At 71.1% G+C, this 20,466-nt stretch carries 18 protein-coding genes and 1 tRNA gene; 5 read left to right on the forward strand and 14 right to left on the reverse strand.

The genetic code is table 11. The annotated features are described in order from the left end of the window. Positions 1-7: 7 nt before the first annotated feature. Positions 8-1,321, forward strand: a complete 1,314-nt coding sequence (locus AW270_RS26065) for an AAA family ATPase (RefSeq protein WP_061298554.1) — start codon at positions 8-10, stop codon at positions 1,319-1,321. Between the two features lie 45 nt (positions 1,322-1,366). Here AW270_RS26065 and AW270_RS39050 read toward each other — a convergent pair whose 3' ends face one another. The 4 genes from AW270_RS39050 to AW270_RS26080 all read right to left on the reverse strand — a co-directional run bounded on the left by AW270_RS39050 (position 1,367) and on the right by AW270_RS26080 (position 4,768). Beyond that, positions 1,367-1,675, reverse strand: coding sequence for a hypothetical protein (locus AW270_RS39050; RefSeq protein ID WP_157522645.1), 309 nt, complete (start codon positions 1,673-1,675; stop codon positions 1,367-1,369). Positions 1,676-2,034: 359 nt separating this feature from the next. Continuing rightward, positions 2,035-2,107 (reverse strand) — tRNA-Leu (locus AW270_RS26070). A gap of 218 nt (positions 2,108-2,325) precedes the next feature. Beyond that, positions 2,326-3,591: an NAD(P)/FAD-dependent oxidoreductase gene (locus tag AW270_RS26075; protein WP_061298767.1), complete on the reverse strand. Its 1,266-nt coding sequence runs from the start codon at positions 3,589-3,591 to the stop codon at positions 2,326-2,328. A gap of 406 nt (positions 3,592-3,997) precedes the next feature. After that, on the reverse strand, positions 3,998-4,768 hold the full coding sequence (locus AW270_RS26080) for a uracil-DNA glycosylase (protein WP_061298556.1): 771 nt from the start codon (positions 4,766-4,768) through the stop codon (positions 3,998-4,000). A gap of 43 nt (positions 4,769-4,811) precedes the next feature. On the opposite strand from AW270_RS26080, the gene AW270_RS26085 reads away from it, so the two are divergent. Continuing rightward, positions 4,812-5,996 (forward strand): cytochrome P450 family protein, encoded by a 1,185-nt coding sequence (locus tag AW270_RS26085; RefSeq protein ID WP_245674857.1) that lies wholly within the window; start codon positions 4,812-4,814, stop codon positions 5,994-5,996. A 4-nt stretch (positions 5,997-6,000) separates the two neighbouring features. Here AW270_RS26085 and AW270_RS26090 read toward each other — a convergent pair whose 3' ends face one another. The 7 genes from AW270_RS26090 to mfd all read right to left on the reverse strand — a co-directional run bounded on the left by AW270_RS26090 (position 6,001) and on the right by mfd (position 14,296). Continuing rightward, positions 6,001-6,891 carry a Ppx/GppA phosphatase family protein gene (locus AW270_RS26090; protein ID WP_082801844.1) on the reverse strand — a complete coding sequence of 297 codons (891 nt, stop codon included), beginning with the start codon at positions 6,889-6,891 and terminating at the stop codon, positions 6,001-6,003. Positions 6,892-6,907: 16 nt separating this feature from the next. Then, positions 6,908-7,408 carry a DUF501 domain-containing protein gene (locus AW270_RS39055; RefSeq protein ID WP_061298563.1) on the reverse strand — a complete coding sequence of 167 codons (501 nt, stop codon included), beginning with the start codon at positions 7,406-7,408 and terminating at the stop codon, positions 6,908-6,910. After that, positions 7,409-7,804 carry an FtsB family cell division protein gene (locus AW270_RS39060; RefSeq protein ID WP_061298565.1) on the reverse strand — a complete coding sequence of 132 codons (396 nt, stop codon included), beginning with the start codon at positions 7,802-7,804 and terminating at the stop codon, positions 7,409-7,411. Between the two features lie 63 nt (positions 7,805-7,867). After that, on the reverse strand, positions 7,868-9,145 hold the full coding sequence (gene eno, locus AW270_RS26105) for a phosphopyruvate hydratase (protein ID WP_061298567.1): 1,278 nt from the start codon (positions 9,143-9,145) through the stop codon (positions 7,868-7,870). A 51-nt stretch (positions 9,146-9,196) separates the two neighbouring features. Beyond that, complete coding sequence (locus AW270_RS26110; RefSeq protein WP_061298569.1) at positions 9,197-10,168, reverse strand: nucleoside triphosphate pyrophosphohydrolase; 972 nt, start codon at positions 10,166-10,168, stop codon at positions 9,197-9,199. A gap of 4 nt (positions 10,169-10,172) precedes the next feature. Continuing rightward, complete coding sequence (locus AW270_RS39065) at positions 10,173-10,775, reverse strand: SurA N-terminal domain-containing protein (protein WP_061298571.1); 603 nt, start codon at positions 10,773-10,775, stop codon at positions 10,173-10,175. A gap of 38 nt (positions 10,776-10,813) precedes the next feature. Continuing rightward, positions 10,814-14,296, reverse strand: a complete 3,483-nt coding sequence (mfd, locus tag AW270_RS26120; protein ID WP_061298573.1) for a transcription-repair coupling factor — start codon at positions 14,294-14,296, stop codon at positions 10,814-10,816. A 166-nt stretch (positions 14,297-14,462) separates the two neighbouring features. Here mfd and AW270_RS26125 point away from each other — a divergent pair, with 166 nt between their 5' ends. Beyond that, positions 14,463-15,131, forward strand: a complete 669-nt coding sequence (locus tag AW270_RS26125) for a methyltransferase domain-containing protein (protein WP_157522648.1) — start codon at positions 14,463-14,465, stop codon at positions 15,129-15,131. Here the strand turns inward: AW270_RS26125 and AW270_RS26130 are convergent. Further along, a complete protein-coding gene (locus AW270_RS26130; protein WP_061298578.1) occupies positions 15,128-16,300 on the reverse strand; it encodes a hypothetical protein in 1,173 nt (390 codons plus the stop codon). The two genes, AW270_RS26125 and AW270_RS26130, sit on opposite strands and share 4 nt — an antisense overlap. Next, positions 16,297-16,791 carry a SigE family RNA polymerase sigma factor gene (locus tag AW270_RS26135; protein WP_061298581.1) on the reverse strand — a complete coding sequence of 165 codons (495 nt, stop codon included), beginning with the start codon at positions 16,789-16,791 and terminating at the stop codon, positions 16,297-16,299. Before AW270_RS26135 ends, AW270_RS26130 begins: the two co-directional genes overlap by 4 nt. A gap of 85 nt (positions 16,792-16,876) precedes the next feature. Between AW270_RS26135 and cysC the strand changes: the two genes are divergently transcribed. Then, on the forward strand, positions 16,877-18,085 hold the full coding sequence (gene cysC / locus AW270_RS26140; protein WP_061298583.1) for an adenylyl-sulfate kinase: 1,209 nt from the start codon (positions 16,877-16,879) through the stop codon (positions 18,083-18,085). Here cysC and AW270_RS26145 read toward each other — a convergent pair. Next, the gene (locus AW270_RS26145; RefSeq protein WP_157522651.1) at positions 17,974-19,062 is read right to left on the reverse strand and encodes a glycoside hydrolase family 26 protein; all 1,089 of its coding nucleotides are present in this window, start codon (positions 19,060-19,062) and stop codon (positions 17,974-17,976) included. The genes cysC and AW270_RS26145 overlap by 112 nt on opposite strands. 184 nt (positions 19,063-19,246) lie before the next feature. Here AW270_RS26145 and AW270_RS26150 point away from each other — a divergent pair, with 184 nt between their 5' ends. Beyond that, positions 19,247-20,458, forward strand: coding sequence for a YveK family protein (locus AW270_RS26150; protein WP_061298584.1), 1,212 nt, complete (start codon positions 19,247-19,249; stop codon positions 20,456-20,458). Positions 20,459-20,466 lie beyond the last annotated feature (8 nt).

The following is a 20,466-nucleotide window of genomic DNA, read 5'->3' on the forward strand; positions in this document are numbered from 1 at the left end:
TCGACCCATGGTCCAGCGATTACGCCCCTGGCTGCCGGAGCTCCTCTTCGCCGCGGTCATCCTCCTTCTCGGCGTCGCCCTGTGGTTCACCGAGGACCTGGGCGGCGCGGCCGAGTTCGTCGTCCGGGGGCTGCTCATCGGGGCGTTCGTGTCCTGGTTCCGGCGGTTCCGGTCGCACCGGGCGATGGTGGGACCGGAGACCGGGCTCACCCCGGGGCCTCGGCTGACCTCGTTGTGGGTGAAGCCGGGACGCGGGTCGCCGCTCGACGCGGCCGCCTGCCCGGTCCCCTTCAGCGGGCGCGACCGGGAGATGGCCATGCTGGACGCCTGGCTCGACGACCGCGACGCCCCACCCGTCATGGTGGTCGCCGGGGCTCCCGGGGTGGGGAAGTCGCGGCTCATGGTGGAGTTCGCACGCCGCCGGTCGCCGGGCCGGCGGGCCGGGCGGCTGCGTCCCGGCTCGGGAAAGGGGCTGGTCGCGCTGCTGACGGCAGACCGGCGACCGGCGCTCGTCGTGGTGCAGGAGGGCGACCTCCGCGACGACATGGACGCCCTGCTCACCGAGCTGCCCGACGGCAACCGGCAGGTCCGGCTGCTGGTCGAGGTCCGCCATCCGGGCGGGCTGGCGCCCCATAGCGGGGCGGTGCTGTGGCTGGAGGACCCCGACGACCTCGACCGGATCTTCCACGACGCGCTGAAGGCCTTCTGGCGGGAGCCCGGTGAGGTCGGGCGGCCGGAGGGCCGGGTGTTCGAGGTGGTCGCGGCGGCGCTGGAAGTCGATCCGCTGGCCGACTGGCGCGCGGAGGCGCCGGCGGTGGTCGCGAGCATGCTGCTGGGGCCACGGCCCGCGCCGCTGCGGCGCGTCCCGGAGCTGGCCGCTCTGGGCGCGGAGGAGCTGAAGTGGCTGGCCGAGTGGACCTCCGGGCACCCCGTCCGGCCGGTGGCGCTGGCCGGACGGCTGCTGGGCGAGGTCGCCGCGGCCCGTCCGGGGCTGATCGACCGGCTCACCGAGCACCTGTCGATCCCGCAGGCGCGGCGGGCGCTGTGGTGGCTGGCGCTGATCGCGGACGAGTCGCCCGAGGCGGCCGAGGCCTGTCTGCGGCTGGCCGTCCACCACGAGACGCTTCTGTTCCGGGCGGTCTGCTGCCTGGCGGGAGACGGTCTGGCGGAGCGGGTGGCCGAGCTGGTCGCGGCCCGGCGGTGGACGGCGGCCGAACTCGCCGCCATGGACTCGCCCGGCCTGCCCGGGGCGGTCAGGGCCGTGCTGGCGGCGAAATCAAAGGGACTAACAGGCCCGGCGGTCGGCTTGGGACATATTTGACCGGCGACTCAGGACATTCCAGGCCAGACCCCAAGAACACCACCGTCACAGGTGGTCACACCTGGCGCAGCCCTTCCCGGTGAACCCACAGGTTTCTTCCAGGATTCCGTGAATGGACGTCGCCCATGTGGCCTGACCTGGGAAATCCTTGATCGATAAGCTACGGGTGCGCACATTCACCCGGTCGCGACTTCCGGTGGCGACGCCATCTGGCATAACCACCCGAATAAGCACCGGTTCATCCATCCGAACCATTCGGCCGCCATTGACGTGAGGCGGTCGCGGCACTTCAGGAAAAACCACTTCCGGGAAAATCGCGCAATACCCGATCGATGGCCGCAGATCCATGATCATCGATTTATCGGTCGTCCTTTTATGGCGTTTCTCGGCATCCGCTTCCGCGCGGCCCGGCCTCCAGGTGGAAACGGATTCTCACCCCGGAGTAAGGCCTCCTGGCGACCAGGTCCGAGGTGACCGCCTCGGCACTCACCGTCCCCCCTGACAGAACTTCGTTCGGAGGCGGCCCCGGGAGCCCGGTCCGGCGTGCGCGGCGGGGATCCGGCCTTGACGGGGCCACTGACGGGACGAGCCGCAGGTAGATCATCCGAGGGCGGCGTGGCCGGGTCTCGCGCACTCTCTGCTTTCATCCTGGAATCACAACAGCCCGTGACCGCATTTTCGCTGGTCACGGGCTGAATAACGCCGCAGAACGGTGCCCCCGGCGGGACTCGAACCCGCACTAAAGCCCTTTTAAGGGGCTTGCCTCTGCCATTGGGCTACGGGGGCGCCGCGATCATACGTCACGGAGCGCACAACTGTAACTGGTGAGACCTTACGCCGCATCCCCCGTACGATCCATCAAACTGGGCGCCAATACAGTAGCAGGGAGAATGGCTAGCGAAACGGGATGAAACAACCACGTCCGCGCCCTTCTCCCCTGCCAATGCGACAACGGCCCGCGCCTGATGGTAGGCGCGGGCCGTTAACAAAGGGAGATGCCGGGGTTACCCAGCGGCAGCGGCTTTGAACTGGTCGCGGGGGTGCTCGATCTCACCCAGCGAGACGGTCTCCCGGCGGAAGAACAGCGACAGGGTCCAGTCGGCCATGACGCGGACCTTCCGGTTGGTGGTCGGCACCCGCGACAGGTGGTAGGTCCGGTGCATGAACCACGCGGGCCAGCCGCGCAGCTTGACGCCGTAGACGTTCGCGACGCCCTTGTGCAGGCCGAGGCCGGCGACCGAGCCGACGTACTTGTGCCGGTAGTCCTTGAGAGGGCGTTCCCGCAGGTAGGCGGTGATGTTGTCGCCGAGGACCTTCGCCTGGCGGACGGCGTGCTGGGCGTTGGGCGCGCAGTATTCACCGGGGTGGGTGAGGTCGGGCACGCCGGCCACGTCACCGGCCGCGAAGGCGTCGTCGACGCCGTCGACGGTCAGCTTGGTGGTCGTCTTGATGCGTCCGCGCTCGTCGAGCGGGAAGTCGCCGCTGTTCACGATCGGCGCGGCCTTGACGCCCGCCGTCCACACCACGGTCGCCGCCTCGAAGGAGTCGCCGTCGCTCGTCTTGACGTGTCCGCCGACGACCGAGTCGAGCCGGGTCTTCATCTTCAGCTCGATGCCGCGCTCGCGCAGCTGGTCGGCGGTCCACAGGCCCATCTCGGGCCCGACCTCGGGAAGGATGCGGTCGGTCGCCTCGATCAGCACCCACCGCATGTCGCTCTTCTTGATCGACGGGTAGTACCTGATGGCGTCCTCGGTCATGTCCTCCAGCTCGGCCAGCGCCTCGATGCCGGCGAACCCGCCGCCGACCACGACGAACGTGAGCGCCCTGCGCCGCACCTCCTCGTCGTCGGCCGACTCGGCCCGGTCGAGCAGGGCCAGCACCCGGTTGCGCAGCGCGATGGCCTCACCGACCGACTTGAACCCGATCGCCGCGTCGGCGAGCCCGGGGATGGGCAGGGTGCGGGAGACCGACCCGGCGGCCATCACCACGATGTCGTAGCCGATCTCCCGGGGTTCGCCCACGATCGGCTCGAAGGTCAGCGTGCGCTGCTCGTGGTGGACCTTCGCGACCTTGCCGTTGAGGATCCTGACCTTGGACAGCACCCGGCGCAGCGGCGCGACGACGTGGCGGGGCGAGATGCTCCCGGCGGCTGCCTCCGGCAGGAACGGCTGGTAGGTCATGTAGGACTGGGGGTCGATGAGGGTGATCTGGACCGATCCGTTCCGCAGTTCGCGGCGGAGCGTGCGCTGGAGCCGCAGGCCGGTGTACATGCCCACGTATCCACCGCCAACGATGACGATGTGCTTCGAGGTGCGGTTCACCACGGATGCCCTTCGTGTGTGCCGATCGCTTGTGAAAGCATTCACAAGCTACCTGAACAACACCCGGCGAGGCCAATCCCTTCCCAAGGGAACTTGACCGAAGTTTCCAGATCGGCAAGTTTCTGTACGACTTCCCGAGGAAAAACTGACCGATCTTGCGAACGTGACCGACTTCACACATGTGAAGCAATTCACAAGCCCTCCCACCTGCGACAACGCACTTGTGTCGGAACGGGGCGGCTCCCCCCGCCGTCGCGGCGCGTCGCCCGCGCGGCCGGGAGGCGCCGGGTACGGCGGCGGGCTTGGGCGGCGGTCGGGGCCGGGGTGGGCGGGAGCCGTAACGGAAGAAAGGCTCTTAGAGGGCTGCGGCCCTGGTGAAGACCGCGTCGAGCATCGGTTCGGTGACGCGCCCGGTGAAGGTGTTCTGCTGGCTGGGGTGGTAACAGCCGATCAGGGTGGTGCCGCCCAGGGGGACCTCCACGCCGTGGCCGAACGGCGGGCGCGGCGCCGGGGGGGGGTATCCGGCGGCTTTCAGGGCCGGCCAGATCGCCTGCCAGGCGAAGCCGCCCAGCGCGACCACGGCGCGGGGGCGGACGAACTGGAGCTCCATGAGCAGCCACGGGAAGCAGGTGTCCCGCTCCTCGGGGGTCGGCTTGTTGGCGGGTGGGGCGCAGCGGACGGCGGCGACCATGCGGGCGCCGATCAGGCGCTGGCCGTCACCCGCGAAGACGCTCGTCGGCCGCGCGGCCAGGCCGGTGCGGTGGAGGGAGGCGAAGAGCCAGTCGCCGCTGCGGTCGCCGGTGAAGATGCGGCCGGTCCGGTTCCCGCCGTGGGCGGCCGGCGCGAGGCCCACGATCAGGACCCTCGGGTCGTCGTCGCCCCACCCGGCGATCGGGCGGCCCCAGTAGGTCTCGGTCCGGTACGCCTTCCGCTTCACCTCGGCCACCTCCTCGCGCCACTCCACCAGCCGTGGACAGGCCCGGCACACCGACTGGCGGGCGGTCAGCTCGCCGATCGACGGGCTGGCCGCCGCCAGCGCGGCCACCTCGGCCGGGGTGGTCGCGACGGGGGTCGAGGGCGTGGCCGGGTCGTCCGGCCAGCCGGTGCCGGGAGGAACGAAACTCATGGCCCCAAGCGTGCCAGGGGAGGGCGCGGGGAAGGAGAACGCCGTGTCCCTCCCTCCCCTTTTCGGGCCCGCCTTCGACGCCGACCCCTATCCGGCCTACGACTGGCTGCGCCGCAACGCCCCGGTGACCAAGGTCCCGCTACCCGGCTGCGAGGCCTGGCTGATCACCCGTTACGCCGACGCGGTGACCGCGCTGACCCACCCCGCGCTGGCGAAGGACCCGGCGCTGGGCTCCCCCGAATGGTTCCGCGCGCAGCTCGGTCTCCCCCTCGACCACCGCTCGACGCTGGCCCGCCACATGCTGAACGCCGACTCCCCCGACCACCCGCGGCTGCGCCGCCTGGTCAGCGCCGCGTTCACGCCCCGCCGCGTGGCCGGGCTCCGGGCCAGGGCCGAGGAGCTGACCGAGGGCCTGCTCGCCGTGATGGCCGCCAAGGACGAGGCCGACCTGATCGCCGACCTGGCCTATCCGCTGCCGATCGCGATCATCTGCGACCTGCTGGGCGTGCCCGAGTCCGAGCGGGCCACCTTCCACCACCTGGCCTCGATCATCGACTCGGCGGCGGCGGCGGAGATCGGCCGGCTCGCCGAGGCGACCGACGGGCTGGAGCGCTTCCTGGGCGACCTGGTGGCCCACAAGCGCACCCACCCGGGCGACGACCTGCTGACCGAGCTGGTGCGCCGCCCCGACATCAGCCCCGACGAGCTGACCTCGACCGCCTTCCTGCTGCTGATCGCCGGCCACGAGACGACGGTCGCGCTGATCGGCAACGGCCTGCTCGCGCTGTTACGCCACCCCGGCCAGTTCGCCGCCCTGCAGCAAGACCCGGCGACGCTCCCCGACGTCATCGACGAGATGCTCCGCTACGACGGCCCGGTGCGGAACGCGACGTGGCGCTTCCCGACCGAGCCCGTCGTGATCGGCGGCCAGGAGATGCTGCCCGGCGAGCCGATCCTGGTGTCCCTCCTGGCGGCCAACCGCGATCCGGAGGCGTTCGACGACCCCGACGCGTTCCGCCCCGGCCGGATCGACGAACCGCATCTGGCGTTCGGGCGCGGGCCGCACTACTGCGTGGGGGCGGCGCTGGCCAAGATCGAGGGCGAGGTCGCGATCGGCGGCGTGATCCGCCGCTTCCCCGACCTGACCCTGGCCACCGACGACCTGGTCTGGTGGCCGGGCAACATCATGCGCGGCCTGTTCTCCCTGCCGGTGCGCCTGCGGAGGTGAGGGCTCAGGCCATCGACCAGGCGATGCCGTCGAGGATGTCGTGTTCGCTGACGATCACCTCGGTGAAGCCGAAGTCCTCGACGATGCGGTCGATGATGAGCGCGCCCGCGCTGATCACGTCGACGCGGCCCGGGTGCATGACCGGGATGGCGGCGCGCTCCTCGCGGGTCATCGTGAGGAGCCGCTTGGTCACCGCGTGGACGTCGGCGGCGGAGATCCGCGAGTGGTGGATCTTGTCGGAGTCGTAGAAGGGCAGGTCGAGAGCGATTCCGGCGACGGTGGTCACCGAGCCGGCGAGGCCGACCAGCGTCCGGGCGTCGCGCACCGGGACCGTGTCGGCCACCACCGACAGGGCGGCGTCGATGTCGGCCCGCATGGCGGCGAAGTCGGAGTCGTGGCGCTCGGTCAGGCGGACGCAGCCGATGTCCATCGACAGGGCGCCCTTGACCGACGACGACCCCACGACGAACTCGGTCGAGCCGCCGCCGATGTCCACGACCAGATAGGGCCCCGGCGGGTCGGAAATGCCCCTTACGGCCCCGTTGAAGGAGAGATTGGCCTCCACGTCACCCGTCACGACTTCGGGCTCCACGCCGAAGATGGCGCGCACGCCGTCGACGAAGACGTCGCGGTTGCCGGCGTCGCGGGTGGCGGAGGTCGCGACCACGCGGGTCTTCACCGCGCCCTCGTCGAGGATCTCCGAGGCGTAGCCGCGCATCGCGGCGAACGTGCGCTCCAGGGCCTCGGGGGCGAGCATGCCGGTCTTGTCGACGCCCTGCCCGAGACGGACGATCTCCATCCGGCGCGTGACGTCGGTGAGGGTGTCACCCTCGACGTCGGCGATGAGCAGCCGGACCGAGTTGGTCCCGCAGTCGATGGCGGCCACACGAGTCACTTCTGATCCCACCTCGTCAGCAGACGCAGGGGCCTTCGGCCCACCACTCGGGCAATCGGTCGAGGGCCTCGCGGCCGAAAGGGTTGGCGCCGGGGGCGGCGAGTTCGTGGCCGACCAGCGCGTGGAGGCACTTGACCCGGTCGGGCATGCCGCCGGCCGTCTGGGTGCCGCGCGGCAGCGGTTCCAGGCCGTCTTCGGCGGCGGCCTTGTCGCGGCGGGCCAGGTAGTCGTCGTGGGCGGCCTGGTAGCGCGCGGCCAGCTCGGGGTCGGCGGCCAGGCGTTCGCGCATCTCGGCCATCACGCCGTCGGCCTCCAGGGTGCCGATGGCCGACGCCGCCTTGGGGCAGGTCAGGTAGAAGGTGGTGGGGAAGGGAGTGCCGTCGGGCAGGCGCGGTGAGGTCTCGACCACGTCAGGGAGCCCGCACGGGCATCGGTGCGCCACCGCGCGCACGCCACGCGGCGGGCGCCCCAGCTGGGCCTCCACCGCCGCCAGGTCGTCTGGACTGACCCCGGACACCTATCCCCCGATCTTCTTGCCTTGCCCCCGGTCGGCCGACTCGACCGACTGCCAGAGCGAGATGTACCACGGCGAGACGGCGGCCTTGCGCTGTCCGGCCGAGGCGGATGTCTTCGTTCCGTCGTCGAGGACCCCGTAGCAGTGGGCGCCGGGCTCGCAGAAGTGGAGCTTCTCGCGGGCCTCGCGCTTGATGTATTCGGGGTCTTCGAGGCGTTTGCGCTCCTCCTCCAGTGAACGGAGGTCGGTCAGCGCCTTCGCCTGCTGCTGTTCGAGCTGGGCGATCTGCCGTCGCTGCGCGAGGAACTCGCGGACGGGATAGGCCAGGCTCATCGCGATCGCGCAGACCACGACCGCGAGGATCGCGGCGCGGCCGGTGAGCTGCGGTCGTCTCGCCAAGTTCGATCCCCCGCTTCCCGGTAGGGCCCGCGCCCGCTGGGACGCGGGCCGTACCGGTAAAACTTAGCCCTGGAAGCGCGGGAAAGCCGCGCGACCCGCGTAGCGCGCGGCGTCGTCGAGAAGTTCCTCGATGCGCAGCAGCTGGTTGTACTTCGCGACCCGGTCGGAGCGGGCGGGGGCGCCGGTCTTGATCTGGCCGGCGTTGACCGCGACCGCGAGGTCGGCGATGGTGACGTCCTCGGTCTCGCCCGAGCGGTGGCTCATCATGCAGCGGTAGCCGCTGCGGTGGGCCAGGTCGACGGCGTCGAGGGTCTCCGACAGGGTGCCGATCTGGTTGACCTTGACCAGCAGGGCGTTGGCGGTGCCGGTCTCGATGCCGCGGGCCAGCCGCTCGGGGTTGGTGACGAACAGGTCGTCGCCGACGATCTGGACCTTGCCGCCGACGGTGTCGGTCAGCGTCTTCCAGCCCGCCCAGTCCTCCTCGTCGAAGGGGTCTTCGATCGAGACGAGCGGGTAGCTGCGGACCAGGTCCTCGTAGTAGGCGGCGAGCTCCTCGGCCGACAGGCCCTTGCCGTCGATGGTGTAGACGCCGTCCTTGTGGAACTCGGTGGCGGCCACGTCGAGGGCGAGCGCGATGTCGGTGCCGGGGGTGAAGCCGGCCTTCTCGATCGCGACCAGGATCAGGTCGAGGGCGTCGCGGTTGCTGGGCAGGTTGGGGGCGAAGCCGCCCTCGTCGCCGAGGCCCGTGGCGTAGCCGCGCTCCTTGAGCACCGACTTGAGCGAGTGGTAGGTCTCCGCGCCGATGCGGACGGCCTCGGAGAACGTGGCCGCGCCGATCGGCGCGATCATGAACTCCTGGATGTCGACGTTGGAGTCGGCGTGGGCGCCGCCGTTGAGGATGTTCATCATCGGGACCGGCAGCACGTGGGCGTTGGGGCCGCCGACGTAGCGGAACAGCTGGAGGTCGGACGACTCGGCCGCGGCCTTGGCGACGGCCAGCGACACGCCGAGGATGGCGTTGGCGCCCAGGCGCGCCTTGTTCGGCGTGCCGTCGAGGTCGATCATGACCTGGTCGATGATGCGCTGCTCCTCGGCGTCGATGCCGAGGATCTCGTCCTGGATCTCGTCGGTGACGGCCAGGACGGCCTTCTCGACGCCCTTGCCCTTGTAGCGGGAGCCGCCGTCACGGAGCTCGACCGCCTCGAACTGCCCGGTGGAGGCGCCGCTCGGCACAGCAGCCCGGCCGGTGCTGCCGTCTTCGAGCAGGACTTCGACCTCGACGGTGGGGTTACCCCGTGAATCGAGGATCTCGCGGGCGTGAACGGCCTCGATGGAAGCCACGAAGCACTCCTAAATGTCGAAAGACAGTTTGCGACAAGAGCCTATCGACGCCTACTCGCCGGTAACGCCCATCTGTCCACCATCCGAGACGGAGTTCCGCTCCCACGCCTCGACCCTGGCCCGGTAGTCACGGGCCGCCCGGCGCAGCGCGGCCTCCGGGTCCTCCCCGGCGGCCTGGATCTCGCGGACGAGATCGAAGAGCCGCTGACCTGGGGAGGCGGGCCCTTCGGCGAGCGCGGCGGGCGCCCCCGCCCGGGACGCGCGGCGCAGCAGCTGGGCCGCCAGCGACACCGACGGCTGGCCCATCGGGACCCCGCTCAGCGCCGACTCCGACTCGCCCTTGGCCGCGCGTTCGGCCTTCTTGATCTCTTCCCAGTTGGCCGCCACCGTCTCGGCCCCGTCGACCGACACGTCGGCGAAGACGTGGGGGTGGCGGCGGACCAGCTTGGTCACGATCGCCTCGGCGACGTCGTCGACGTCCCAGCCCTCGTCGCCGCGCTCCTGGGCGAGGCGGGCGTGGAAGACCACCTGGAACAGCAGGTCGCCGAGCTCCTCGCGGAGCGCGTCGAAGTCGCCGTTCTCGATGGTCTCCAGGACCTCGTAGGACTCTTCGAGCAGGTAGGGGATCAGGGACGCGTGGGTCTGCCGGCCGTCCCAGGGGCACTCGCGGCGCAGCCGGTCCATCACCGAGACCATGTCGAGCAGGCGGGCGCCGGGCAGGTCGTAGGAGCCCGGGACGACCTCGATCTCCGGCGGGTCGTCGAGCGCCAGCGCGGCGTGGCCGACGGCGCGGAAGAACGCCTCGTCGCCGTCTTGGGCGGCGAGCCAGACCAGAGTCGCGGTGACGCTCTCGTGGGCGATGCCCGCCGGGTCGTCGCGGACCTCGGCCCCCGGCACGAACGGCAGCAGGGGATGGTCGGCGGAACCGGTGAAGACCTTCCCCGCCCGCAGGGCCTCCCACGCGGGAGCGCTGAGGATCCCGGGGGCGACCCGGGGCGAGGAGGTGACGACGATCAGTGGCACGCGATCAGCCCGCGGCGGCGCCGTTGGGGGCCGGCGGGGTGCCGAAGCGGTCGTTCGGCAGCCAGCCCTGCGCGGGGTCGAACTTGCCGTAGCGGGGGCTGAAGGTCACCCGGATCTTGCCGGCCAGCTCGTTGATCTTCTCCTGGCCCGCGGCGATCTGCTGCTCGCCGGTGCCGCCGCCGAGCTTGGCGGCGAGCTTCTCCGAGCCGATGGAGACCTTGAGCCACTCACGGGTCTGCCCCGGCGCCACACCCCGCTGGAGCAGGATCTGGTCGACGGCGGCCTGGCCGTTGTTCTTGGCGTAGAACGCGGCGACCTCGCCGTCGGTGACGGTGATGCCGTTCTGCGTCTCGAGCTGGCTGAACTGGCTGATGTTGGCGAGCTGGAGCAGCACCGCCTGGGTCAGCGTGCCGGGAAGCTGGAGCTGGTCGGGCGCCACCTTCGCCGCCTCCAGCGCCTTCTGGTATTCGGACACGTTCTGTTCGAGCGTGTCGGTGGTGATGCGGTGGTCTCCGACGATGGCCGCGGAACCGGCCTCGATCGGCCCGCTGCACGCGGTCAGCGCCAGCCCTGCGGCGACGGCCACGGCGGCCAGTTTGAGCTTCACGGAACGACCCTTCTTTGCGGCAGGTTCACAACGCGGGGCTACTTTACTCGGTTGGGCTCCAGGAACAGAGCCTCGACCAGGTCCCCGCACCAGCGGAGCATGTCGAGGTCGCGCAGCGGCTGCCCGCCGATCGGCTTGGTCTTGGGAACCGGCACCAGCAGCGTCTCGGCGGCCTGCTTGAGCAGGGCCTTCGGGTAGAGCCGCTGGAGCCGCACCTGCTGGGAGTCGCGCAGGACCGCCGGGGCGAACTTGACGTTGGCGCCCATCAGCTGGACGTCGGTCAGCCCCGCCTTGCGGGCCCGCAGGCGGAACCGGGCCACTTCGAGCAGGTTGTCGACCTCCTGCGGCGGGCGGCCGTAGCGGTCGGTGAGCTCGTCGCGGACGGCCGTGATGTCCTCTTCGCCGCCGATCGCGGCGATCCGCTTGTAGGCCTCCAGCCGCAGGCGCTCGCTGGTGACGTAGTCGTGCGGGATGTGCGCGTTGATCGGGAGCTCGACCTTGACGTCGGGCTGCTCGGTGACCGTCTCGCCGGAGAGCTTGTTCTTCTGTTCCTGTACGGCCTCCGCCATCATCCGCACATACAGGTCGAAGCCGACGCCCTGGATGTGGCCCGACTGCTCGGCGCCCAGGATGTTGCCGGCGCCCCGGATCTCCAGGTCCTTCATGGCGACGTACATGCCCGCGCCCATCTCGGTGTGCTGGGCGATCGTGGCCAGGCGCTCGTGGGCGGTCTCGGTGAGCGGGTTCTCCGGCGGGTAGAGGAAGTAGGCGTAGCCGCGCTCCCGGCCACGGCCGACGCGGCCGCGGAGCTGGTGGAGCTGCGAGAGGCCGTAGTTGTCGGCCCGGTCGACGATCAGGGTGTTGGCGTTGGGCACGTCGAGGCCCGACTCGACGATCGTGGTGGAGACGAGCACGTCGAAGTCGCGCTCCCAGAAGCCCACCATGATCTTTTCGAGCTGCTGCTCGTTCATCTGGCCGTGGGCGACCGCCACGCGCGCCTCGGGGACGAGTTCGTGCAGGCGGGCGGCGACCTTGTCGATGCTGCGCACCCGGTTGTGGACGAAGAACACCTGGCCGTCGCGCATCAGCTCGCGCCGGATCGCGGCGGCGATCTGCTTCTCGTCGTAGGGGCCGACGAAGGTCAGGATCGGGTGGCGCTCCTCGGGCGGGGTGAGGATGGTCGACATCTCGCGGATGCCGGTCAGGCCCATCTCCAGGGTTCGCGGGATCGGGGTGGCCGACATGGCCAGCACGTCGACCTGGGTGCGCAGGTGCTTCATCGCCTCCTTGTGCTCGACTCCGAACCGCTGCTCCTCGTCGACGATGATCAGGCCCAGGTCCTTGAACCTGACCTCGGGCGAGAAGAGGCGGTGGGTGCCGATCACGACGTCGATGCCGCCCGCCCGCAGCCCTTCGAGGGTGTCCTTCACCTCGGCGTCGGTCTGGAAGCGGGAGACCGGCTTCACCGTCACCGGGAAGTTGGCGAACCGCTCGCCGAAGGTCGACAGGTGCTGCTGCACCAGCAGCGTCGTCGGCACCAGCACCGCGACCTGCTTGCCGTCCTGGACGGCCTTGAACGCCGCCCGCACCGCGATCTCGGTCTTGCCGTAGCCCACGTCGCCGCAGATCAGCCGGTCCATCGGGACCGCCCGCTCCATGTCGCGCTTGACCTCGTCGATCGCTTCGAGCTGGTCGCCGGTCTCGGCGTAGGGGAAGGCGTCCTCCATCTCGCGCTGCCACGGCGAGTCGGCCGCGAAGGCGTGGCCCGGGGAGGCCATGCGGGCGGAGTAGAGGCGGATCAGCTCGCCCGCGATCTCCTTGACGGCCTTCTTGGCCCGCGTCTTGGCCTTGGCCCAGTCGGCGCCGCCCATCCGGTTGAGCGTCGGGGACTCGCCGCCGACGTAGCGGGTGACCTCGTCGAGCTGGTCGGTGGGGACGTAGAGGCGGTCGCCCTTGGCGTATTCGATGACGAGGTATTCGCGGGTCGCGCTTTGGACCGTGCGCTGGACCATCTCGATGTAGCGGCCGACGCCGTGCTGCTCGTGGACGACGTGGTCGCCGATCTTGAGCTGGAGCGGGTCGACCATGTTCCGGCGCCGGCTCGGCAGCCGCCGCATGTCCTTCGTGGACGCCTTCTGCCCCACCAGGTCGAGATGGGTCAGCACGGCCAGCGTCTGCATGACGAAGCCGTGTTCCAGCCGCCCCGTCGTCACGTGGACCACGTCGCGGTCGGGCGGCCCGTCGATCGACCGCACCAGCCGGGCCGCGACGTCGACCCCCTTGAGCAGCTCGACCATCCGCTCGGCCGGCCCGTGGCCCTCGCTCATCAGGACGACCGAGCGCCCCGCTCCCAGCCAGCCCTTGATGTCGCCGAGCGCGCGCTGGGTGTCTCCCCGGTACGCCTCCACGTCGTGGCCCCCCAGGTCGATGCCCTCGCCGAAGGGCGAGATCGACCACCAGGGCTGGCCCAGCTCACCGGCGTGCTCGCGCACCTCGTCGAGGGTGCGGAACGCGGCGGCGTCGAGGTCGATCGGGGCCTCTCCCCCGGCGGCGGCGGTGATCCACGACGCCTCCAGGAACTCCTGGCTGGTCCGGACGAGCTCGACCGCCCGGCCCCGGATGCGCTCGGGGTCGCAGACGAAGATCCCGGCCCGCAGCGGCAGGTGGTCGATCAGCATGTCCATGTCCCCGGCGAGCACCGGCGCGAACGCCTCCATGCCCTCGACCGGGATCCCGTCGGCCAGCGAGCCGAGGATCTCCCCCAGCGCCGGGTGGCTCTCGGCCAGCTCACGGGCGCGCTCACGGACCTCGGCGGTCAGCAGCAGCTCACGGCACGGCGCGGCGAACAGCCCGCCCTCGGCGACTTCGAGGGAGCGCTGGTCGGCGACCTTGAACCAGCGGATCTCCTCCACGGTGTCGCCCCAGAACTCCAGCCGCAGCGGGTGTTCCTCGGTCGGCGGGAACACGTCGAGCAGCCCGCCCCGGACCGCGACCTCGCCGCGCTTCTCCACCATGTCGACCCGGTGGTAGCCGTTCTCCACCAGCCGGGCCACCACGTCTTCGAGGTCGGCGTCGTCGCCGGGCCGCAGGCGCACCGGCTCCAGATCGCCCAGGCCCGCCACGATGGGCTGCAGGATCGCGCGGACCGGCGCGACCACCACCCGCAGCGGCCCCGCGCTCGGGTCGCCCGCGATCGGATGGGCGAGCCGCCGCAGGACGGCGAGCCGCTGGCCTACCGTGTCGCTGCGCGGCGAGAGCCGCTCGTGCGGCAGCGTCTCCCACGCCGGGAAGACCGCCACCTCCGACTCGGGCAGCAGGCTCGTGAGGGCGGCCGCCAGGTCCTCGGCCTCGCGCCCGGTGGCGGTCACCGCCAGGACCGGACGGGTGCGCGCCACCGCCGCCACCCCGAACGGGCGCAGCGCGGCCGGCGCGATCAGATCGGCGCCGGTCACCTCCTGGCCGAGCGCCTCGGCCAGCTCAGGCTGAGCGGCTACGAGGTCGAGAAGTCCGGAAAGAGTCATGCCGCGGGCCCCCACGTGAGTCACTACAGCCGCGCGCCGGACGAGTCGACGGCACACGGACGACCCGGAACCTGATCGGGACCGGGGATACCTCACAAGGCTACTGCGGACGCGACTCGCCCATGATGGCGACCGATTCGGTGAGCGGATGACTACGCTTTGTTACATGTCCTTCGGAAAAATCATCGGCGAACGCGCCGCGGAGTCGCCCGGCAAGCCGCTCGACGTCCTGGTGGCCGGATGCGGCCGGGGCGAACCACTGGATCTCGGCGGTGTCGACTGCCGGGTGACGGGGGTCGATGAGGATCGGCCCGCGCTGCGTTCCCACACGACCCGGCGTCCCGATCTGCACGCGTACGCCCTGGGCGACCTGCGTTCCGTGCCGATGACACCGCGCGGGTTCGACGTCGTCTGCGTGGAGTTCCTGCTGGAGCGGGTGCAGTACGCCGAGCTGATCCTCGACCGCATGGTCAACTCGCTGCGTCCCGGCGGGCTCCTCCTGCTGAGGGTCCGTGACCGCGAGTCGGCCTACGGGTTCGTCGACCGGAACCTGCCCGACTGGGTGCGGCGGCGGTTCGGGGAGACGCTGCCGGCCGTCTACGAACCGGTCTGCTCGCGGGAGGGGCTGCGGGCCTACTGCCTGATGCGCGGCCTGATGATCGCCGAGGACCGGGGCGACACCACCGGCCCGGCCCGTCTCGGCCCCCGGAGAAAACTGGTCGAGACGGTGCTGCGGGCGGTGGCGTCGGCGTCGCGCGGGCGGCTCGAACCGGTCTACGACGAGGTGACGCTGATCGTGCGCAGACCGAGGAACCACTTCGCGCGGATCATCTAGCGGCGCACCAGGACCGGCCGCCAGGAGGTGCGGGAGTCGCGGTAGGAGGCGAGCTGGACCGTCTCCTCGCCGTCGACGCTCACCATGACCAGCGCGCTCTCGAACTCGTCGTCGCAGTCGCGGGCGCACCCGAGGCCGATCAGGTGGTCGTCGTCGACCCAGGCCCAGAGCTGGAGCATCCGCTGGCGGCCGACGACCTCACCGGTCTCGACGTCGGTGATTCTGGTGGGCAGGCCGGCGGGACCGGCCCGCAGTCTGCCGTTCGGGGACACTCCCGCCTCGTTCATGCGGCGGGGGTAGTCCTCCTCGGCGCCCAGCGGGGTGCCCTCGGTGTCGTAGAGCCACCGGCCGCCGCCGCTGATCTTGGCGGCCCATAGGCGGGTGTTGTCGTCGTCCCAGCGCAGGTCCTCGCGCCCGTTCATGTTGTCGGTGTCGGGCGGCAGGGGTCTCCAGGTCATGGTTTCGGCGTTCATGTCGATCACGTAGAAGCCGGTGCGGGACTTCGGCAGGCCCGTCGCGCTGGTGCGCTCCTCGTCGAGCCATTTCTGCTCGTCGGGGGGCGCGCTGTAGGTGGTGGCGACCAGCTTCGAGCCGTCGGGCGACCAGAAGACCGAACCGGCGGCCTCCTCCAGGTCGAACCAGCGGGTGATCGCCATGGTCGTCAGGTCGACCACGCCGATCCTGCGGGAGGGCAGGTCGCCCTCGATCACCGCCGCCTGCCGCATGCCGGGGAGCACGTCGAGCCACTGGAACGGGGTGCGGACGTAGCGGCCCTCGGCCTGGCTGTAGACGCTCCAGGTGTAGCGGAGGGTCTCGGTGCCCCGGCCGGTGTCGGCCCATTCGGTGGAGTAGTAGGAGCCCACGGCCCAGGGCCCGGCCGCGACCAGGTTCAGCGGCGGGTCGTTCTCCACGTCACTGTGCACGGTCGTCGGCGCGGGTGAGGCGGCCCGGGTCGGCGCCACGGCCACGATGGTGCGCTCGGGTGAGGCGCCCGGCACCAGGGTGACGACGGCCGTGACGGCGGCGGCGACCAGGACCGCGCCGAAGCCGGTGAGGCCGACCCGTCGCCGCCTGCGGGCCCGCAGCGCGCGGTCGGCCAGGTCGGCGGGCACCCGCGCCTCCTGGGCCCAGTCCCGGAGGCCCTCCTCGATCAGGACGTCCTCGTTCATCGGGTGAGCTCCCTCAGGTCGGCAGAGCGCAGTTTCGCCAGGGATCGGTGGGTGGTGCTGCGGACCGTGCCGACCGAGCAGCCCATGAGGCGGGCGATCTCCTCTTCGGGCAGGTCCTCGTAGAAGCGGAGCACGAGCATGGCGCGCTGCCGGCGCGTGAGGGTGGCCAGCGCCTCGCGCAGGGCCAGGCGTAACTCGACCGTGCGGGTGGCGTCGTCGGCGCCCTTCTCGGGGGGTTCGGCGACGGTGGTCTCGTGCCGCCGGAAGGCGCGCCGCCACAGGCTGACGTGCTGGTGGTACATGACGCGTTTCAGGTAGGCCTCGGGGTCGTCGATCCTGTCCCATTTGGCCAGGGCCCTGACCAGCGACGACTGCACGAGGTCCTCGGCGGCGTGCTGGTCGCCGGCGGTGAGGAGATAGGCGAGGCCCATCAGCGCGGGTGACCGGGCGGCCACGAACTCGCGGAAACGCAGTTCTGCTGCCGAGTCCACGGTCACCTCCTGGAAGATGTGTCAGCCTTTATGACGCCGCCGTGCGGCTCCGCCTATGCCTGCCGAGATCGGATAATCGACCGCCATGACCGACTGGACCCCCGACGCCCGCGAACTGGCCGACCTCGAACTGCTCCTGTCGGGAGCGTTCGCGCCGCTGACCGGTTTCCTCGGGAAGGCCGACGCGACCTCCGTCGAGGAGACGGGCACGCTCGCCGACGGCACCCCCTGGCCCGACCCTGTCACGATCGCGCTGCCCGACGAGATCGCCGTCGGCGACGTGGTCACGCTCACCGACCCGGAGGGCGCCGCGCTGGCGACCCTGACCGTGACCGAGCGCGACGGGCACCACGCCGCGGGTCCGGTGGAGGCGCTGGGCGCGCCCGTGTACGGGCCGTTCGCGCGGCTGCGCCGTACCCCCGAGGAACTGAAGCTCGACGGCGAGGTGCTGGCGGTCACGATGCGCGGGCCGCTCGACGGACCAGCGCTGGCCGACGTCGCCGCCACCGCCGAGGAGCTGGAGGCGACGATCCTGCTCATGCCGCTCGCCTTCGGCGAGGGCGGGCCCGCGGTGGTGCGGTCAGCGCTGAAGGCGCAGGCCGAGCTGCCCGGGTCGCAGGTGGTGGCGGTCCCGCTCGCGCCGCGCGAGGACGTCGAGATCGACCTCGAACTCCGTGAGCACGTCGCCCGCAACTTCGGCGCGACCGAGCACTACGCCGGCCCCGCCCCGGTCCGCATCCCCGGCCCGCCCCACCGGCGCGGCCTGGTCGTCTTCTTCACCGGCCTGAGCGGTTCGGGCAAGTCGACTGTGGCCCGAGGGGTGCGCGACGCGCTGCTGGAGAAGGGCACCCGCACGGTCACCTACCTCGACGGCGACGTGGTCCGGCGGCTGCTGTCCAAGGGCCTGACCTTCTCGGCGGAGGACCGGGACCTGAACATCCGCAGGATCGGGTACGTCGCCTCGGAGGTCGCCCGCCACGGCGGTCTGGCCATCTGCGCCCCGATCGCGCCGCACGCGCACACCCGCGACGAGGCGCGCGAGATGGCCGAGGAGGTCGGCGCCGACTTCCTGCTGGTGTGGATCTCCACCCCGCTGGAGGAGTGTGAGCGCCGCGACCGCAAGGGCCTCTACGCCAAGGCCCGCGCGGGCCTGATCCCCGAGTTCACCGGCGTCTCGGCCCCCTACGACGAGCCGGAGGACGCCGACCTGGAGATCGACACCACCGGCCTGCCGGTCGAGCGGGCCGTCTCGCTGGTGATGAACGCCCTGACGGCGGGCGGCTGGGTCAGGTAGGGCGAGCGCCCGAGCCGCCGGAACGCCTCGGCGGCGTCGGGCGTGGTGTCGAACCGGGTGTCGCCTCGGGGCGCCCACGGGGAGTCGAAGTAGACCAGGGCCTTGATCTGGGGGTAGGCGGCGATCTGGCGGCGTGCCGAATCGAAGAACGAGGCCTTGAACCCGGGGCGCTCGAACACCCCCCATTCGGCCACCATGATCGGCTTGGCCGGGAAGCGCGACTGCGCCCACCGGTAGAAACCCGGCCAGCCGGGATGGTCGGGGCGGCGCTTGTCGACGAGTGAGGCGAAGTCGGTGACCCGGTCGTCGGCGTAGGGGTCGACGCCGATCCAGTCGACCACCGCGTCACCCGGGTAGAGCCGCTCGAACCAGGGCGCCGACGACCAGTTGGGCGCGCCCATGTAGGTCATCACCGTCACCGCGTTGGTGACGCCCTTCGCGCGCAGGCGCAGCACGACGTGGCGGAACATCGCGGCGTAGTCGTCGGCCGCCATGCCCTCGGCCGGGCGGACGTCGTTCTCAGGTTCGTGGTGGATCGTCAGGAAGAACCGCTGCGGGAACGTCCTGGTGATGTGGCCGGCGAGCTTGTCGATCCGCCGGTCGAGCGCGCCCGAGGCGATCTCGGCCCAGGTGTGACGCAGTGACGGCTTCCAGTTGACCAGCAGCAGCCGGTCTCTCACGAGGGCGCGCTCCTCGGCGGTGGGGAAGAGCTCGCCGGCGCGGTGGTAGACGTGCAGGACGTCGGCCCGGCGGCCCATCCGCCGCTCGGCCCGCTCCAGGCTCCGGGCCGGCCCCTGGCCGGTGAAGACCTCGGGGGCGATGCCCCACCAGGCGCCGCAGGTCGGGATCAGCACGGCGGTGACGGCGCACGGCGCGGCGAGCGGTGGCTCCACCTTGGGGACCTTCCGCTCGGCGGCCCCCGAAGCCAAGGAGCAGCCCGCCACCATCAACACGACCACCGTGATTGCCCAGCGCATGGATTCACCATTCCACTGCTTGGGCAGAACATGTGGCCACCTTTTCCAGAACGCAGCTCCGACATGTCCGGCGAATCGCCGTTATTGTTCCGTGATTCGCATGCAGAAATTCTTCAAATGGCATCGGGAAAATCTTCGGGCCCGGCTAGGGTTCGTAGTCGCTTGACCCCCATCGGAGACCTGCATGAGCCAGCCAGCGCGGCACAGCCGCGACCTCGCGGAGTACGGCTCCGTGTTCCGCCGCCGCCGTACCATCGCCTTGACCTGCCTGTTTCTCGGCGTCATGGCCGGTGTCGGACTGCTGTGGACGGCGCCGACGGCGTATGTCGGCGTGGCCGAGGTCCAGGTGTCGCCGACCGGTCTCGCCGAGCCGCAGAATCTGGTGACGGCCCGGCAGCGCGAAGCTCTCAATCTCGACACCGAGGCGCAGATTGCTCAATCCTCCGTCGTGGCGACGAATGCCGCACAGGTTGTCGGAGGGGATGCGGAGACGCTTCGGGGGCTGGTTTCCGTTGATGTTCCGCCTAATTCGGGAATTCTTCGGATTTCGTTCACCTGGCGCGATTCCGCCGGCGCGGCCCGGGGGGCGCAGGCCTTCGCGGACGCCTACCTGGCGCACCGCCTGGCCTCTGCGGAGGCCGTGCTGACCGAGCAGCGGCGGGCCGTCCTGACCAAGCTCCGCCTGGTGAACAGCCAGCTCAGCACGGCTCTGGTGACGATGTCCCGGCACGCGCGGGGGACTCCGCAGCGCGCCCTGGCCGCTCACCAGCAGACGGTGCTGTCCCGCCAGGCGACGGCCCTCAGTCTCCGGTACGACGTCCTCAAGACCACCTCCGTCACGCCCGGGACGGTGATCACCCCGGCCACCCCGCCCACCGAACCGAGCGAACCCCGCCCGTCGCTGTACGTGGGCGGCGGCCTGTTCGCCGGCATCCTGCTCGGTGCGGGGGCCGCCTTCGCCCGCGACCGCTACGACACCCGCCTGCGCACCCCGGCCGACGTGGAGCGCCTCACCAACCTGGCCCTCCTCCCCCAGGGCGAGGAGTTCGCCGCCGTGGTCACCGCGGCCGGTCACCGAAGCGTCCTGGTCGAGGGCCTCGGGGTCGAGCCCGCCCACGTGGCCTGGACGCTGGAGGAGGGCTTCCCCCCGGCGAGCGGCATCCTCCTGGTGACGGCGGGCCCCACCGACGCCGCCGTGCTGGCCGTGGCCCTGGGCCGGATCCGTGCGCCCTGGGTCATCAAGACGGCCCGGTCCTTGAAGCGGCGAGGCATCGACGTGCTCGGCGTGATCGCGGTCGACCAGGCGGGCGCCCCCGGCACCCTGGCGGTCGACGCGTTGCGCTCCCAGCAACCCCCGACCGTGGACATCCCCCAGCAACGCAGGGACCTACTGTGACCAGGGGA

Source organism: Herbidospora cretacea (assembly GCF_001570605.1).
Taxonomy (GTDB): Bacteria; Actinomycetota; Actinomycetes; order Streptosporangiales; family Streptosporangiaceae; genus Herbidospora; species Herbidospora cretacea.